Genomic DNA, 16,310 nt, shown 5'->3' with positions numbered 1-16,310 from the left:
GCCGTTCCTGCACGACCGGGGCGCCCTCACGAGTGCCCCAACGTCACCGAGATCTCGCCCGCGGCCGCGGTGAGCTGGTCGAGCAGCCGCGTGCGCACCGTGCCCCCGGACCCGAAGAGGTGCTCGACCGGCCCGCTGATCGCCAGCGCGCCGACGGCGAGCCCGCCGGCCCCGCGCAGCGGCACCGCGGCCCCGCCGATCCCGGGTTCGTGCTCGGCGAAGCTCGTCGCCACCCCGCGGCGCCGCGCGACGGCGAGATGGCTCTCCAGCGCCGCGGGCGTCGTGCAGGTCCGGCCGGTGTAGCGGTGCAGGTCGAGCTCCCGCGCGGCGGGCGTCACGAGCGGGGCGAAGGCGAGCAGGCACTTGCCCAGCGCCGTCGCGTGCATGGGGACGGTCTCGTTCGTCCGCAGGCGCTGCGGGGAGCCGTCCGGCCGGAAGACGTGGTGGACCAGGCTGACGACGCGTCCCTCGGGCACGCCCACGAACACCGCGCAGCCCGTGCCGCCGGCCAGCGCGTCGGCCCAGTTCATCGACCGTGAGCGCAGGTCGTGGCGGTCCCAGCCGGGCGTCGAGAGGCTGCTCAGCCCGTCGCCGACGGTGTAGAGCGCGCTGCCGGGGTCCTGCTGGACGAAGCCGACCTCACGCAGCGTGCGGAGGATGCCGTGGGCCGTCGGCCGGGGCAGGTCGAGAGCCGCGGCCAGCTCGGCGAGCGCGAGCGGGCGGCCGGTGCTGGCGAGCAACCGCAGCGCGGCGGCCGCCCGCTCGATCGACTGGATCGCGCCGGGCACCCCCGAAGCCTAGGGCGGATGTGACCGGTTCGGCGATGTCGATTCGACATTGACGAACATGCGATATTGCCTCCGTCACAGGAGGTTCCTAGCGTCCCTTCGCGCGCGCGGGAGCCGACCCGAGCAGGAGGGCGACACGACGGTCCCGGGCGACACGGCACCCCAAAGGAGGGCACTGCTATGCGGAAGACATTGCTCGGCGAGCTGAGCGCCGAGTTCGCCGGGACGATGATCCTCATCCTGTTCGGTGTCGGCGTCGTGGCGCAGGTCGTCACGTCGCCCGACGGCAGCCTCGGCGACCACGACTCCATCGCCTGGGCGTGGGGTCTGGGCGTCACCCTCGGTGTGTACGTCGCGGCACGGCTGTCCGGGGCCCACCTCAACCCCGCCGTGACGATCGCACTCGCCGCGTTCAAGGGCTTCGAGTGGCGAAAGGTGCTGCCGTACTGCCTCGCGCAGTTCCTGGGGGCGTTCGTCGCGGCGCTGATCGTCCGCGTGGTCTACGCCGACGCGATCGCGAAGGTCGACCCCGGCCACACCATCAAGACCCAGGGCATCTTCTCCACGCTGCCCGGCAACGGCCTCGACGGCATCGGCATCCCGACGGCGTTCCTCGACCAGATCGTCGGCACCGCGATCCTCATCTTCGTGATCTTCGCCCTGACGACGGCCGTCAACAACCCGCCGCTGGCCAACCTGGGCCCGGTCGTCGTCGGCCTGCTGGTCGTCGCGATCGGCATGGCGTGGGGCACGAACGCCGGGTACGCCATCAACCCGGCGCGTGACTTCGGCCCCCGGGTCGCGTCGTTGATCACCGGCTACTCGACGGCCATGTACGACCAGCACGGCAACCTCTACTTCTGGCTACCCATCGTCGCGCCGATCGTCGGCGGCCTCATCGGCGGTGGCCTGTTCATCCTCCTCATCGAGCGCTACCTGCCCAAGGACGAGGAGATGCTCCCGACCCCGCCCGTGTCCGAGCCGCGAGCCAACACCTGACAGGAGGAGAGGACCGACATGGCTGACTACGTCGGCGCGATCGACCAGGGCACGACCAGCACGCGGTTCATGATCTTCGACCACTCCGGCAACGAGGTGGGCCGCCACCAGCTGGAGCACGAGCAGATCCTCCCCCAGGCGGGCTGGGTGGAGCACAACCCCGTCGAAATCTGGGAACGCACCTCGGCGGTGCTGCAGAGCACGCTGAACAAGACCGGGCTGTCCGCGGGCGACCTCTGCGCGCTGGGCATCACCAACCAGCGCGAGACGGCCGTCGTGTGGGACCGCAACACCGGCCGTCCCTACTACAACGCGATCGTCTGGCAGGACACGCGCACCGACCGGATCGCCTCCGCGCTGGAGCGCGAGGGCAAGGGCGACACCATCCGGCAGAAGGCGGGCCTGCCGCCCGCGACGTACTTCTCCGGCGGCAAGATCCAGTGGATCCTCGAGAACGTCGACGGGGTCCGGGCCGCCGCCGAGCGCGGCGACGCGATCTTCGGCAACACCGACACGTGGCTGATCTGGAACCTCACCGGCGGTCGCGACGGCGGCGTGCACTGCACCGACGTCACCAACGCCAGCCGCACGATGCTGATGAACCTCGAGACGCTCGACTGGGACGACGAGCTGCTCGGCTTCTTCGGCATCCCGCGGCAGATGCTGCCGGAGATCAAACCGAGCTCGTACACGTCCGGCTACGGGAACACCCGGGGGACCGGCCCGCTGGCCGGCGAGGTGCTCATCACCGGCGACCTCGGCGACCAGCAGGCCGCGACCGTCGGCCAGGTGTGCTTCGCACCCGGCGAGGCGAAGAACACCTACGGCACCGGCAACTTCATGCTGCTCAACACCGGCACGGAGCTGATCCGGTCGAAGGCGGGCCTGCTCTCGACGGTCTGCTACAAGTTCAACGACGAGGACGTCGTCTACGCGCTGGAGGGCTCCATCGCGGTGACCGGCTCGGCCGTCCAGTGGCTGCGCGACCAGCTCGGGATCATCTCGGGTGCGTCGCAGTCCGAGGCGCTGGCCCGCCAGGTCGAGGACAACGGAGGCGTCTACTTCGTCCCGGCCTTCTCGGGGCTGTTCGCGCCCTACTGGCGTTCCGACGCGCGCGGCGCGATCGTCGGGCTGTCGCGCTACAACACGAACGCGCACCTCGCCCGGGCGACGCTCGAGGCGATCTGCTACCAGAGCCGCGACGTGATCGAGGCCATGGAGAAGGACTCCGGCGTACACCTCGAGGTGCTCAAGGTCGACGGCGGCGTCACCATGAACGAGCTGTGCATGCAGATCCAGTCCGACGTGCTGGGTGTCGACGTCAGCAGGCCCGTCGTCGCGGAGACGACGGCGCTGGGCGCGGCCTACGCGGCGGGCCTGGCCGTCGGGTTCTGGAAGAACACCGACGAGCTGCGGCAGAACTGGAACGAGGCCCGGCACTGGTCGCCGCAGTGGAGCGATGACCAGCGTGCCGAGGGGTACGCGAAGTGGAAGAAGGCCGTCGAGCGGACGTTGAACTGGGTGGACGTCGACTGACGCCGACGGCGTCGTGACCTGAGGAAGGAATCCCATGAGATCGGTCGCGCTCTCCCCGCAGGCCCGGGCCGAGGCCCTGCGCGCCATGGCGGGGACCGAGCTCGACGTGCTCGTGATCGGTGGTGGCGTCGTGGGCGCGGGCAGTGCCCTCGACGCCGCCACCCGCGGGCTGACCGTCGGGCTCGTCGAGGCCCGGGACTTCGCGTCCGGGACGTCGAGCCGTTCGAGCAAGCTCATCCACGGCGGTCTGCGGTATCTGGAGATGCTCGACTTCCGGCTGGTCGCGGAGGCGCTGCAGGAACGCGGGCTGCTCATCCAGACGCTGGCGCCGCACCTGGTGCGTCCGGTGCCGTTCATCTACCCGCTGCAGCACCGGGTGTGGGAGCGGGCGTACGCCGGTGCGGGCGTCGCGCTCTACGACACCCTCGGCCTGCTGTCGGGCCGGGCCCGCGGCGTGCCCCACCACCGGCACCTCACGCGCACGGGGGCGAAGCGGATCATGCCGTCGCTGCGCAAGGACGCGCTGGTCGGCGCCCTGCAGTACTACGACGCGCAGGTCGACGACGCCCGCCACACGATGTTCGTCGCCCGCACGGCGGCGGCCTACGGGGCGCACATCGCGTCCCGGGCGCGGGTCGTGGCGCTGCTGCGCGAGGGCGAGCGGGTCACCGGCGCCGAGGTGCACGACCTCGAGTCCGGCGAGACGATCAAGGTCAGGGCCAGGCAGGTCGTCAACGCCACGGGGGTGTGGACCGACGACACCCAGAGCCTCGTCGGCGAGCGCGGCCAGTTCAAGGTGCGGGCCAGCAAGGGCATCCACCTCGTGGTGCCGCGCGACCGCATCCAGGGCGACTCCGGGCTGATCCTGCGCACCGAGAAGTCGGTGCTGTTCGTGATCCCGTGGTTCCGGCACTGGATCATCGGCACGACCGACACCGACTGGTCGCTCGACAAGGCCCACCCCGCGGCGAGCGCGGCCGACATCGACTACCTGCTCGACCACGTCAACGCCGTCCTGGAGCAACCGCTCACGCACGCCGACGTCGAGGGCGTCTACGCCGGGCTGCGGCCGCTGCTGTCGGGCGAGTCGGAGTCGACGTCGAAGCTCTCGCGCGAGCACGCGGTGGCGCACACGGTGCCGGGTCTGGTCGTCGTCGCGGGCGGCAAGTACACGACCTACCGCGTCATGGCCAAGGACGCGGTCGACGCCGCCGTCCACGGGCTGGACGCGAAGGTGCCGGAGTCGGTCACCGAGAAGGTGCCGCTGCTGGGCGCGGAGGGGTTCAAGGCCCTGCTCAACGCCCGGCACCGGCTCGCGGCCGAGCACGGCCTGCACGTCGCCCGGATCGAGCACCTGCTCAGCCGGTACGGCTCGATGATCGACGAGGTGCTCGCGCTGGTCGACGAGGACCCGACGCTGGGCGAGCCGCTGGCCGGGGCGCCCGACTACCTGCGCGCCGAGATCGTCTACGCGGCCTCGCACGAGGGTGCCCGGCACCTGGAGGACGTGCTGGCCCGCCGCACCCGTATCTCGATCGAGACCTTCGACCGCGGCGTCGGGTCCGTCGAGGAGGCGGCGCGGCTGCTGGCGCCGGTGCTCGGCTGGAGCGACGAGCAGGTCGAGCGCGAGAAGGAGCACTACCGCAAGCGGGTCGACGCCGAACGGGAGAGCCAGAAGATGCCCGACGACGAGACCGCCGACGCCGCCCGGATGGGCGCACCGGAGGTCGTCCCGCTGGCCTGAGGACCTGCCCCGGGGGACTGTGAGTGGCGATAGTCGCGGCCGCGACTATCGCCACTCACGACATCTGCAGGACGTCCGCGAACACGGTCATCGCGCGATGCAGCTCGGCGAACGACGTCGTGAGCGGCGACAGGCCGATCCGGATGCCGTCGGGCGGCCGGTGGTCGACGACGACACCGGCCGCGATCAGCCTGTCGGACAGCGTCTTCGCGTCCGGGTGCGTGACCGTGACGTGGCCGCCGCGGCGGGCGGGATCGCGCGGGGAGCCGATACCGACGCCGTCCAGGAGGTCGTCGGCCAGGGTCACCGCCAGCTCCGTGAGCGCGACCGCCTTCGCGCGGATGCGGTCCATCCCCGCCTCGGCGACGAGCTTCACGCCCTCGTCGACACCGATCAGGCCGGTGATCGGCGGCGTCCCCGACAGCGCGCGGCGCATCCCCGTCGCCGGCGCGTAGTCCCGGCCCATCGCGAACGGCTCGGCGTGGCCCATCCAGCCGGTGATCGGCTGGGCGAACCCGTCCTGCAGCGCGGCGGCGACGTAGAGGAACGCGGGTGCGCCGGGACCCGCGTTGAGGAACTTGTAGGTGCAGCCGGCGGCGAGGTCGACACCCGCGGCGTCGAGGTCGAGCGGCACCGAGCCGACGCTGTGGCACAGGTCCCAGACCACGAGTGCGCCGGCGTCGTGGGCCGCGGCGGTGATGCCGTGCAGGTCGGCGATCCAGGCGGACCTGTACGCGACGTGGGAGAGCGTGACGAACGCGGTCCGCTCGCCGACGTGGTCGACGACATCGGCGAGGGTGACCCCGCCCGCCGGGTCGGGCGAGATCCAGCGCACCGTCAGCCCGCACTCCGCGGCGACGGCCTCGACGACGTAGCGGTCGGTCGGGAAGTTGCCGAGGTCGGCGACGACCTCGTCGCGGCCGGGCCGCATCGCCGCGGCGGCGCGCATCAGCTTGTAGAGGCACACCGTCGTCGAGTCGGCGACGACCGTCTGCCCCGGTTCCGCGCCGAGCACCGCGGCCGCGAGCCGGTCGCCGATCTCGAACGGCAGCTCCATCCAGCCCTCCGACCAGGACCGGATGAGGCGGGTCCCCCAGTCGTGCGTGACGAGCGCGGCGAGCCGCTCGGCCGTCGCCTTCGGGGGACTGCCGAGCGAGTTGCCGTCGAGGTAGGCGACGAGACCCGGGTCGTCGGGGACGACGAAGCGGTCACGGAAGGAGGCGAGCGGATCGGCGGCGTCGAGCCTCTCGGCGTCGGCGAGCGTGGGGGTCATGATCACTCCAGTTCCGTGCGCACGGCCAGGATCTCGGGGAAGAACGTCAGGTCCAGCGCCGCGCGCAGGAAACCCACCCCGCTCGACCCGCCGGTGCCGCGCTTGGACCCGATGATCCGCTCGACCGTCTTGAGGTGACGGAACCGCCAGAGCTGGAAGCTCTCCTCGACGTCGACGAGCGCCTCGCACGTCTCGTAGGCGCCCCAGTCCCGGCCCGGGTCGGTGTAGACCAGGCGGAACACGTCCACCAGCTCGGGTGCGAACACGTGGGCCCTCGACAGGTCGCGGTCGAGCACCTCGCGGGGTACCGGGTAGCCCGCGCGGGCGAGATGGCGCAGGAAGTGGTCGTACAGGCTCGGCGCGGCGAGGACCTCGCGCAACCGCCGGGCCGTGTCGGAGTCGTCGGCGAACACCTCGATCGCGGCCGCGTTCTTGTTGCCCAGCAGGAACTCCACCGTCCGGTACTGCTCGGACTGGAAACCCGACGCCGTCCCCAGCGCGGACCGGAACTGCAGGTATTCCGTCGGCGTCAACGTCTCCAGGACCGCCCACTGCTCGAACAGCTGCCGCTGCACCGCCTTGACCCGGGCCAGCGCCTTCAACGCCGGGCCGAGGTCGTCGGCGTCCATCATGGCCGCGGCGTGGCGCAGCTCGTGGATCACCAGCTTGAGCCACAGCTCCGAGGTCTGGTGCTGGACGATGAACAGCAGCTCGTCGTGATGCTCCGGACGGCTCTGCGGGCGTTGGGCGCCGAGCAGCTCGTCGAGCCGCAGATAGCCGGCGTAGGTCTTGTCGACGGCGAGCCCGCGGTGCAGGCCCTCCTCGATCTCCCGCTCGTTCGCCGTCACCGGTCCTCCTGCTCGTCGCGCCACCCGTTCGCCCGTCCGTCCGACGCCCGCGGTCCGCCGCGCGAGGTGCCGGTCATCCGGTCGGCGGCAGCGCCGGGACCAGATGCACACAGCAGCCCGCCTCCCCGGGCCGCAGCTCGGCCTCGAGGCGGGCGTCCGGGTGCGCGTCGAGCACCCCCGAGAGCAGACAGAGGTTGGCGCCGCAGACGAGCTCCGTGTACTCCCGGGCCAGGACGTCGAACGGACAGTTGCCCAGCGTGATGCCCGTGTCCGACGAGCGCGGCTCGTACCCGTGGGCCTCGAGCACCCGGACCACCGACATGGCCGGCCCGTCGTCCGCGAGGCCGCTGGGACGGCAGTCCGCGTCCGCGGTGTCGCCGCCCTCGGCGAGCGTGCGGCCGAATGCGTAGGCCCGCTGTTCCAGCACCACGCCGACCGGGCGCCCCGAGGAGGTGGCCTCGTCGACCGCACCGGCGAGCAACCTGCCGACGAGGTCGTAGCGACGTTCGGGCAGCGAGACCTCTATCTCGCGGGCCGCACGCCGGTAGAGCTTCGCGGGCCGGCCGGCGCCGGGGCCGCGCCGGCCCGAGCGGCGTTCCTGGATGACGTCGAGCAGTCCGGCGTCGACCAGCCGGTCCAGGTGGAACGCCGCCGTGGTCCGAGGCAGTCCGAGGGCGGCGGCCGCGTCGTCCCGGCCGACGGGCTCGGGCTGCCGGACGACGAAGGCGTAGAGCCGTCGCCGGGTGGGCTCGTCGAGCGACGCCGCGGACGTGATGCCTGCGAGCAGCCGGTTCCGCATGACCCCAATCTATCGCCATGACACGTTGACGATAGAGAACGAGGAGGGCTACCTTCTCCTTCTATCAACAATCATCATTGTTTTTAGAGGAGGACCCATGTCCACCGAGACCACGACGGGTCGCCGCGGCGTCCTTGCCGACCCGGCCCATCTCGCCTTCCTGCTCCTGCGGACGGTCTTCACGGTGGCACCCATCCTCTTCGGCCTCGACAAGTTCACGAACCTGCTCACCGACTGGCCGCGCTACCTGGCACCCTGGATCGACGGCATCCTGCCCGGCGACGCCCAGCAGGTGATGTACGCGGTCGGAGTGATCGAGATCGTCGCCGGCCTGCTCGTCGCGGCCGCGCCGCGGATCGGCGCCTGGGTCGTCGCCGCGTGGCTCCTCGGGATCATCGTCGACCTGCTCACCCTGCCGGGCTATTACGACGTCGCGCTCCGCGACTTCGGCCTGCTGGTGGGCGCCCTCGCACTCGGGCTGCTGGCCCGCGCCGAGGCCGTCCGAGGCACGACCGGAAGGGCCTGACCGGCACTCGAGCTGCTCCGGCGAGGTCGCCGTGGCAGAGCTGTCACCCGGACGAGCGGCCGGTCGGTCAGGATGTGGGGATGACGGGGTCGGGCGGGCGCGACCCGCCGCCCGTCCAGAACCCGGCTCGCCGGGACGGCGTCGCGGGAGTCTCAGCGGGTGATGCCGGTGTGCCCGATCGAGTACCGGCCGGGCTGCGGCCACACGCACAGGCCGTGCGGGCCGTCGCCGACCGGGATGCGGGCCAGGAGCTTCCCGTCGGTCGTCGAGAGCACGTACACCTCGTGGGTGTAGCGGCCCGAGAGCCACAGCTGACTGCCGTCGGCGGTCACGTTGCCCATGTCGGGGCTGCCGCCGGGGATCGTCCACTTCGCCTCGACGGCGCCGGTGTACGCGTCGAGCACGCTCACGCTGCCGTCGATCCGGTTGGTGACGAACAACCGCTCGGCATCGCGCGAGAGGTAGAGGCCGTGCGCTCCGGCCCCCGTCGGGATCTCGCGCAGCACCTTGGTGCCCGCGCCGTCGATCACCCAGACGCCGCCCTCCTGGCTGTCCGCGACGTAGAAGACCGAGCCGTCGGGAGCCATCTTGATGTCCTGCGGACCCATCCGCATGTGCCGGACCGGCATGTCGATCGTGCGCAGGACCGTCCGGTTCACCAGGTCGACGATGGCGACGCGGCCGTCGAACTCGCAGGTGAACAGGGCCGTCCGGCCGTCCGGGGTGTAGTCGGCATGGTCGATGCCCGCACACTGCGGCGTCGGCAGCTCACCCTGCACCTGCCAGGTGTGCGGGTCGTAGAAGACCAGCTTGCGACGGGCCTCGGCGACCGAGATCGCCGACTTCCCGTCAGGGGTGAAGTACATGTTGTAGGGGTCGACGACCGGGATGTTCTTTCCCGGCAGGCCGGTCACGGGGTCGAACGGGGTGATCTTGTCGCTGGTGTCGTCGGTCGCGTAGAGCGTCTTCATGTCCCAGGACGGCACGACGTGCTGCAGCTCCCCGCCGAGCCGGTACCTGCCGACGACCTGGAACGTCGCCGGGTCGATCGTCCAGACGTCGCCCGACTTGGTGTGCGGCACGTAGACGAGCGGCTTCGCCGTCCTGACGGCGTCGGAGAGCATGTTCGCGCCGGCGTCGGAGTAGACGTTGTGCGGGTCGCTCACGGGCGGCATCCCCGGGAACGACGCAGGCTGCGCGCCCGGTGTCGCCGTCGGCGCGGGACCCGTGGCCGACTGCGGGGCGCCGCCCGAGGTGCAGCCCGCGAGCCCGACGACGACGGCCACGGCCAGCGCGACGACGGCAGCGGCGCGGGCCGGTCGCCGCCGAGGGGCTGCCCGGAAGGAGGGGACGGGAAGCGGCACGAGGGTCCTCTCAGGCGAACAGTTGTGTCGCGGTGACGGGCCGCAGCCCGCGGGCCGCGAGGTCGTCGAGGAGGCCTGGGATCGCCTGCAGGGTCTCGGGGTGGCCCAGGTGCATGCTGACGACCGACCCCGCGGTCGCGGACCGGACGTTGCGCCGGATCGCGTCGACGCCGGGGTCGGTGAAGTCGCGGGAGTCGACGTCGTAGGACAGGACCGTGGGGTACCCCGCCGCGGCGGCGAGAACCCTGACCCGCGCCGTCGCGTGCTGGGCCTGCGACGGCCGGAAGAACGCGCCGGGCCCGCCGGTGAGCGCGGCGATCCGGTCGCGGCACTTCTCGATCTCGGTGCGGGCCGCGGCCTCCGGGAGCGCGTCGACGTCGAGGTGCGACCACGTGTGGTTGCCCAGCTCGTGACCGAGATCGGTGACGGTGCGGGCCGAGTCGGGCGACTGCTGCAACCACGTCCCGACAGCCAGGACGGTGACGGCCGCGCCCCGATCGTGCAGGGCGGTGAGCACCTTCTTCGCGAGCCCGGGATCGCCGGCACCGTGGAAGGTCAGGGCGACCTCCGGCCGGCCGCCGGTCCGCCGCTCGACCTCGGCCGCCGGGGCGCCGGGGACCGCCGAGGGCCGCGTCGTGGGAGGTGCGGACGGCGGGATGCCCGACGGGGGCGGCGCGGGAGCCGGTTCCGACGGGGCCGTCCCGCACGCGGCCGCGACGCCCGCCAGGCCGGCCAGCCCCGCGCCCAGGCGCAGTAGCCGTCGCCGCGGCATCCGCACACCGTCGTGGGTCGTCACGAGCGGGGAGCGTAGCGGGCCTCTGACCTGGGAATTCCTTTACCCGACCGGACCGCGGACGCATCCCTCGTCGCCGCAGGTGGGAGAGCCGCACCTGCGGGCCGCCGGGTCAGCTCGGCGCGCACGACGCCGTGCCGCGGCAGTGGACGTCGCCCCAGGCCGCGTCGACGGTGATCTCGAGGGGCGGTCGCGGTGGCGCGGCCCCGGCAGCGCCTGACGCCTGTGAGTGGCGATGGTCGCCATGGCGACCATCGCCGCTCAGGACCTCGCGGCGTAGATTAGTTGCTGATGCTAATGACTACTCCGGACGACGACCGGTACAAGTGGGTCGCCCTCTCCAACACCACGCTGGGCGTGCTGATCGTCACGATCAACATGTCGATCCTGCTCATCGCGCTGCCCGACATCTTCCGCGGCATCGGCATCGACCCGCTGGCGCCCGGGAACATCAGCTACCTGCTGTGGCTGATCATGGGCTATCTCGTCGTCACGGCCGTGCTCGTCGTCAGCTTCGGACGGCTGGGCGACATGTTCGGCCGCACGAGGATGTACAACCTCGGGTTCGCGGTGTTCACCGTGTTCTCGATCCTGCTCGCGGCCACCTGGATGCACGGCGATGCCGCGGCCGTCTGGCTGATCGCCATGCGGGTGCTGCAGGGCGTCGGAGGCGCGCTGCTGCTGGCCAACTCCACCGCGATCCTCACCGACGCCTTCCCCGCCCACCAGCGCGGCCTGGCGCTGGGCGTCAACCAGGTCGCCGGCATCGGCGGCTCGTTCGTCGGCCTGGTCGTCGGCGGGGTGCTCGGGCCGGTGAACTGGCACTGGGTGTTCCTCGTGTCGGTGCCCGTCGGCGTCTTCGGGACGATCTGGGCCTACCGCAAGCTCCGCGACACCGGCACCCGTACCCGCGCGCGCCTCGACTGGTGGGGCAACGTCACCTTCGCCATCGGCCTGGTCGCGGTCCTGATCGGAATCACCTACGGCATCCAGCCCTACGCGGGTCACACCATGGGGTGGACGAGTCCGCTGGTACTGACGCTCATCGTCGGCGGGCTCGTGGTCCTCGCGCTGTTCGCGCGGATCGAGACCCGGGTGCCCGATCCCATGTTCCGGCTCTCGCTGTTCCGCATCCGCGCCTTCACCGCCGGCAACCTCGCGAGCCTGCTCGCGGCGCTCGGCCGGGGCGGCCTGCAGTTCATCCTGATCATCTGGCTGCAGGGGATCTGGCTGCCCGAGCACGGCTACTCGTTCGAGCGGACGCCGCTGTGGGCGGGCATCTACATGCTGCCGTTGACGATCGGGTTCCTCGTCGCCGGCCCCGTCTCGGGCTACCTGTCCGACCGCTTCGGCGCGCGGCCGTTCGCCACCGGCGGCATGGTCGTCGCCGCCGCGAGCTTCCTGCTGCTCGACTTCCTCCCCGTCGACTTCGGCTACGTCGCGTTCGCCGGGCTGCTGCTGCTCAACGGGCTCGCGATGGGGCTGTTCTCCTCCCCCAACCGGGCCGGGATCATGAACAGCCTGCCGCCCGACCAGCGCGGCGCCGGCGCCGGCATGACGTCGACGTTCCAGAACGCCGCCACCGTCCTGTCGATCGGCATCTTCTTCTCGATGCTGATCCTGGGCCTGGCGTCCTCGTTGCCGACGACGCTCGCCGCCGGGCTCACCGCCCAGGGCGTTCCCGCGGCGACGGCGGCGCAGGTCGCGGCACTGCCGCCCGTCGGCACCCTGTTCGCCGCGCTGCTGGGTTTCAACCCGATCCAGACGCTCCTCGGCCCGCAGGTGCTGGCGGGCGTCACGCCCGCGCAGGCCTCGACGCTGACCGGACGGGAGTTCTTCCCGCAGCTCATCTCCGGCCCGTTCGCCCACGGCCTCACCCTCGCGCTCGGGTTCGCCGCCGCCGCGTGCCTGGTCGCGGCGATCGCGTCGGCCCTGCGCGGCGGCAAGTACCACTGGAGCGAGCCCGCCCCGCTGCCCGCCCGGCGCGTGGGGGTCTGACACGCTTCAACGGTGCTCGGCCTCCACGCCTCGACGATCCGGCTCGACGACGGCTGGGTCGTCGCGGCCGTGGCCGTCGTCGCGCTGGCCCTCGTCGCGCTCGTGCCGTGGCGCTGGGACGCGTGGCGGCACCGCCGGACCTGGCGCAGCGTCACGACGGTCGTCGCCGTGCTGGGCGTGCTGGTCGCGGCCGGCGCGGGGGTGAACTACCTCGGTTCGTTCTACCCGACGCTGGGGTCGCTGCTCGGCTCGTCGGGCAACCCCGGGGAGGGCACCGTCGCCGACATCGGGCCCGACGGTGCCGACCTCCCCGCCGCGCTCCCGCTGCTCGACGCCCGCAGCGCGCAGGGCCACGGCTCGGTGCTGCACATGGTGTTCCACGGCCCGCGGTCGGGCATCACCCGCGACGCCGACGTCTACCTGCCCGCGGGCTACACCGACCCGGCGCAGGCCGCGGTCCGCTACCCCGTCGTCGAATGGCTGCCGGGCTTCCCCGGGGAGCCGCGCGAGGTCGTCGCGCTCTTCGGCGTCACCGACCTGGTCGACGCCGCGATCGCCGAGCACCGGATGCCGCCCGCCGTCGTGCTCGTCCCCGACACCAACGGCGAGCCCCGGTTCGGCCACGACGAGGAGTGCGTCGACGCCTCGCACGGCGCACTCGACGACACCTATCTGACGACGGACCTGCACGACTGGGCCCTGCACACACTGCGGGTGCGCCCGGAACGCGAGGCGTGGGCGCTCTCGGGCTGGTCCTCGGGCGGGTACTGCGCCATGAACCTCGCCCTGCGGCACCCGGACCTGTACTCGATCGCGGTCAGCCAGTCCGGCTACGACCGCACGCCCGACGACATCGTCACCGGCGACCTCTTCGCCGGCCGGCCCGACCTCGCCGCCGCGAACGACGTCGTCGCCCACCTGCGTGACCGGCCGGCCCCGACCGCCATCCTCGCGACCGCGGGCGCCGACGAGGACGACGAGCAGGCCGCCCTCGCCCGGCTCCGCGCGGCCGCGGTCCCGCCCGTCACGCTGGTGACGCACACCTTCCCCGGGGGCGGGCACAACCAGGTCGCCGTCCGCGCACAGCTGCCGCCGCTGGTCGACTGGCTGGGCCGCCGGCTCCCCGCCCCCGTCGCCCCGACCCTCCCCATCCCCGACCCACCCTCGTGAACGAACGGCACAGTCGCGCAACTGAATTGCGCCACTGTGCCGTTCGTGCGGTAGACGCGCCGCCCCCTCGCGAGCAGGGGTCAGTCCGTGCGGACCTCCGTACCGTCCTGGGCCCAGCGGGTGTGGAAGGAACCCTCGGCGTCGATGCGCTCGTAGGTGTGCGCGCCGAAGAAGTCGCGCAGGCCCTGGATGAGGTTGGCGGGCCCGCGCTCGCGGCGGTAGCCGTCGTAGTAGCTCAGGCTGGAGGAGAACGCCGGGATCGCGACGCCTTGCTCCGTCGCCGTCACGACCACCCGCCGCCAGGCGTCCTGCGCGTTCGCGACGGCCTCCGTGAAGTACGGGACCATCAGCAGGTTGTCGAGGTCGGGGTGCTCGGCGTAGGCGTCGCGGATCCGGTTGAGGAACTGCGCCCGGATGATGCAGCCGCCACGCCAGATGGTGGCCATGGCGCCGAGGTCGAGGTTCCAGTCGTTCTGCAGCGAGGCCGCCCGCATCTGTGCGAAGCCCTGCGCGTAGGCGACGACCTTCGACGCGTAGAGCGCCTGCCGGATGTCGTCGACCAGGTCGGTGCGGTCCTCCGCGGCCGACGGGTTCGGCCCGGCCAGGGTCGTCGACGCCTTCTTCCGCTCGTCGCGCAACGCCGAGAGCCCGCGGGCAAAGACGGCCTCGGTGATACCCGTCAGCGGGATGCCCAGGCCGAGGGCGTCGATCGCGGTCCAGGTACCGGTGCCCTTCTGCCCGGCCCGGTCGACGATGACGTCGACGAGCGGGCCGCCGGTCTTCTCGTCGACCTTGGCGAGGACCTTGCCGGTGATCTCGATGAGGAACGACTCGAGGTCGCCGCTGTTCCACTCCTCGAAGATCTTCCCGATGGCCGGGGCGTCCAGCCCGGCGACGTGGGTGAGCAGGTCGTACGCCTCGACGATGAGCTGCATGTCGGCGTACTCGATGCCGTTGTGCACCATCTTGACGTAGTGCCCCGCACCGCCGGGCCCGACGTGGACGACGCAGGGGGTGCCGTCGACCTGCGCGGCGATCGCCTCGAAGACGTCCTTCACCTCGGCGTAGGCCTCGGGGTCGCCACCGGGCATGATGCTCGGCCCGAGCAGCGCGCCCTCCTCGCCACCGGAGACGCCGACGCCCATGAACCGGATCCCGTTGGCCGCGCACTCGGCGGTGCGCCGCACGGTGTCGGGGAAGTGTGAGTTGCCGGCGTCGATGATGATGTCGCCCTCGTCGAGCAGCGGCGTGAGCTCGGTGATGACGCCGTCGACGGGCTTGCCCGCCTTCACCATGACGATGATCCGGCGGGGCCGCTCGAGCGCGTCGACGAACTCCTGCAGCGACTGGGTGCCGGTGAACTCGCCCTCGTCGCCGTAGGCCTCGATGAACTCCGTGGTGCGCGCGCCCGTCCGGTTGTGCACCGCGACGGGGACGCCGTGCCGGGCGATGTTGCGGGCCAGGTTCGCCCCCATCACCGCCAGCCCGGTGACACCGATCCGGCTCTGTCCCGTCATCGTCGACTCCTCGTGTTCTCGTGCTTCGGCGACGTCGCGCGCGTCGTCGCCGGGCTGCCGCTCGGTCCGGCCGCCATCCTGCCCGTTCCGGACTGCGGTACGAACCGCCGTGTGGCGGTCGCGACGCCGGGTAGCGTCGGCGTCCATGGCGGACGGCACGATCGGCGGGGGTCCGGATCCGGGGAACGGTGCGCGGAGCGCGACGGCCTACGCGGTCGTCCTGCTCCGCCACGGCGAGACGCTCGGCTACGACGGCGACCACGGCCTGACCCCGCGCGGCGAGGAGCAGGCCCGCGCCCGCGGCAAGGTCCTGGCCGCCGGGATCGCGCCGAGCGCGCGGGTGCTGATGCCGCACGCCCGGACCTCGCGCGCGACCGCGACCGCGGTGACGTTGCGCGCCGCGCTGCTCGCCGAGGGCGTCGACGAGTCGCAGCTCGGTGAGCTGTACCCCGAGCCGCACTTCGACAACCTGCGGTTCTGCCTGGAGGGGGAGGTCGTCGACACCTCGGTCGCGGTCGGGGCCCGGCTGGCACTGGGGACGGGCACGCCCGAACCCGACTGGGTCCGCGAGTACGACCGGTTCGACAGCGACTACGCCGCCGTCGCCGCGGCGGGCGGGCCGATCGAGTACTGGACGCACAACCCGATGCTGTACTTCGAGCCGCCGCAGCTCGCGTCGCTGCGGACCTGGCTGGGCATCTCGGCGCTCGGCCCGGCGCTCGCCGCCGCCGGCGCGGAGCTGGCGCTGGTCTGCACGCACTCGGCGCCGATGCGCGCCTTCGCGGCGACGACGCTGGGCGAGGATCTCGGCGAGCCGGAGAACCTGGAGCCGATCCGCGTCCGGGTCGAGGACGGGACCGCGCGGGTCGACTACCGCGACCGCACCGTCACGACCCGCATCCCGCAGCCGCCCGCGTGGTTCGACCGCGCGTGGCTCGACGGCTACGGGCGGTAG

14 protein-coding genes are annotated in these 16,310 nt (G+C 72.2%); 7 read left to right on the top strand and 7 right to left on the bottom strand.

The window, feature by feature from the left end; genetic code table 11:
- Positions 1 to 26 precede the first annotated feature (26 nt).
- Entirely contained in the window at positions 27 to 788 is a 762-nt protein-coding gene (locus tag PSD17_RS31270) for an IclR family transcriptional regulator (protein WP_013677118.1), read from the bottom strand.
- A gap of 180 nt (positions 789 to 968) precedes the next feature.
- On the opposite strand from PSD17_RS31270, the gene PSD17_RS31265 reads away from it, so the two are divergent.
- From PSD17_RS31265 to PSD17_RS31255, 3 genes are read left to right on the top strand one after another with little or no spacing between them, the layout of a single operon-like run.
- A complete protein-coding gene (locus tag PSD17_RS31265) occupies positions 969 to 1,787 on the top strand; it encodes an MIP/aquaporin family protein (RefSeq protein ID WP_013677119.1) in 819 nt (272 codons plus the stop codon).
- Between the two features lie 18 nt (positions 1,788 to 1,805).
- Positions 1,806 to 3,323, top strand: a complete 1,518-nt coding sequence (gene glpK / locus PSD17_RS31260; RefSeq protein WP_013677120.1) for a glycerol kinase GlpK — start codon at positions 1,806 to 1,808, stop codon at positions 3,321 to 3,323.
- Positions 3,324 to 3,357: 34 nt separating this feature from the next.
- A complete protein-coding gene (locus PSD17_RS31255) occupies positions 3,358 to 5,067 on the top strand; it encodes a glycerol-3-phosphate dehydrogenase/oxidase (protein WP_103381746.1) in 1,710 nt (569 codons plus the stop codon).
- Between the two features lie 55 nt (positions 5,068 to 5,122).
- Here PSD17_RS31255 and kynU read toward each other — a convergent pair whose 3' ends face one another.
- The 3 genes from kynU to PSD17_RS31240 all read right to left on the bottom strand — a co-directional run bounded on the left by kynU (position 5,123) and on the right by PSD17_RS31240 (position 7,987).
- Positions 5,123 to 6,340 (bottom strand): kynureninase, encoded by a 1,218-nt coding sequence (kynU, locus tag PSD17_RS31250; RefSeq protein WP_339125966.1) that lies wholly within the window; start codon positions 6,338 to 6,340, stop codon positions 5,123 to 5,125.
- 2 nt (positions 6,341 to 6,342) lie between these two features.
- Entirely contained in the window at positions 6,343 to 7,188 is an 846-nt protein-coding gene (locus PSD17_RS31245) for a tryptophan 2,3-dioxygenase (protein WP_013677123.1), read from the bottom strand.
- A gap of 73 nt (positions 7,189 to 7,261) precedes the next feature.
- A complete protein-coding gene (locus PSD17_RS31240) occupies positions 7,262 to 7,987 on the bottom strand; it encodes a helix-turn-helix transcriptional regulator (protein ID WP_339125965.1) in 726 nt (241 codons plus the stop codon).
- 97 nt (positions 7,988 to 8,084) lie between these two features.
- Between PSD17_RS31240 and PSD17_RS31235 the strand changes: the two genes are divergently transcribed.
- Entirely contained in the window at positions 8,085 to 8,513 is a 429-nt protein-coding gene (locus PSD17_RS31235) for a DoxX family membrane protein (protein ID WP_013677125.1), read from the top strand.
- 152 nt (positions 8,514 to 8,665) lie between these two features.
- On the opposite strand, the gene PSD17_RS31230 is transcribed toward PSD17_RS31235, so the two are convergent.
- Positions 8,666 to 9,877: a YncE family protein gene (locus tag PSD17_RS31230; RefSeq protein ID WP_013677126.1), complete on the bottom strand. Its 1,212-nt coding sequence runs from the start codon at positions 9,875 to 9,877 to the stop codon at positions 8,666 to 8,668.
- A gap of 10 nt (positions 9,878 to 9,887) precedes the next feature.
- Positions 9,888 to 10,673, bottom strand: coding sequence for a polysaccharide deacetylase family protein (locus PSD17_RS31225; RefSeq protein WP_013677127.1), 786 nt, complete (start codon positions 10,671 to 10,673; stop codon positions 9,888 to 9,890).
- A gap of 288 nt (positions 10,674 to 10,961) precedes the next feature.
- Here PSD17_RS31225 and PSD17_RS31220 point away from each other — a divergent pair, with 288 nt between their 5' ends.
- Both PSD17_RS31220 and PSD17_RS31215 read left to right on the top strand, forming a co-directional pair.
- On the top strand, positions 10,962 to 12,668 hold the full coding sequence (locus PSD17_RS31220) for an MFS transporter (protein WP_013677128.1): 1,707 nt from the start codon (positions 10,962 to 10,964) through the stop codon (positions 12,666 to 12,668).
- Between the two features lie 12 nt (positions 12,669 to 12,680).
- The gene (locus tag PSD17_RS31215; protein WP_013677129.1) at positions 12,681 to 13,838 is read left to right on the top strand and encodes an alpha/beta hydrolase; all 1,158 of its coding nucleotides are present in this window, start codon (positions 12,681 to 12,683) and stop codon (positions 13,836 to 13,838) included.
- Between the two features lie 80 nt (positions 13,839 to 13,918).
- On the opposite strand, the gene gndA is transcribed toward PSD17_RS31215, so the two are convergent.
- Positions 13,919 to 15,355 carry an NADP-dependent phosphogluconate dehydrogenase gene (gndA, locus tag PSD17_RS31210; RefSeq protein WP_013677130.1) on the bottom strand — a complete coding sequence of 479 codons (1,437 nt, stop codon included), beginning with the start codon at positions 15,353 to 15,355 and terminating at the stop codon, positions 13,919 to 13,921.
- 145 nt (positions 15,356 to 15,500) lie between these two features.
- On the opposite strand from gndA, the gene PSD17_RS31205 reads away from it, so the two are divergent.
- Positions 15,501 to 16,310: a histidine phosphatase family protein gene (locus PSD17_RS31205; protein WP_339125964.1), complete on the top strand. Its 810-nt coding sequence runs from the start codon at positions 15,501 to 15,503 to the stop codon at positions 16,308 to 16,310.

This window comes from Pseudonocardia sp. D17 (genome assembly GCF_036984265.1).
In the GTDB taxonomy this organism is placed as follows: Bacteria; Actinomycetota; Actinomycetes; order Mycobacteriales; family Pseudonocardiaceae; genus Pseudonocardia; species Pseudonocardia benzenivorans.
The sequence above is the reverse complement of the archived record's forward strand: the minus strand, read 5'-3'. Positions and strand labels throughout refer to the sequence as shown.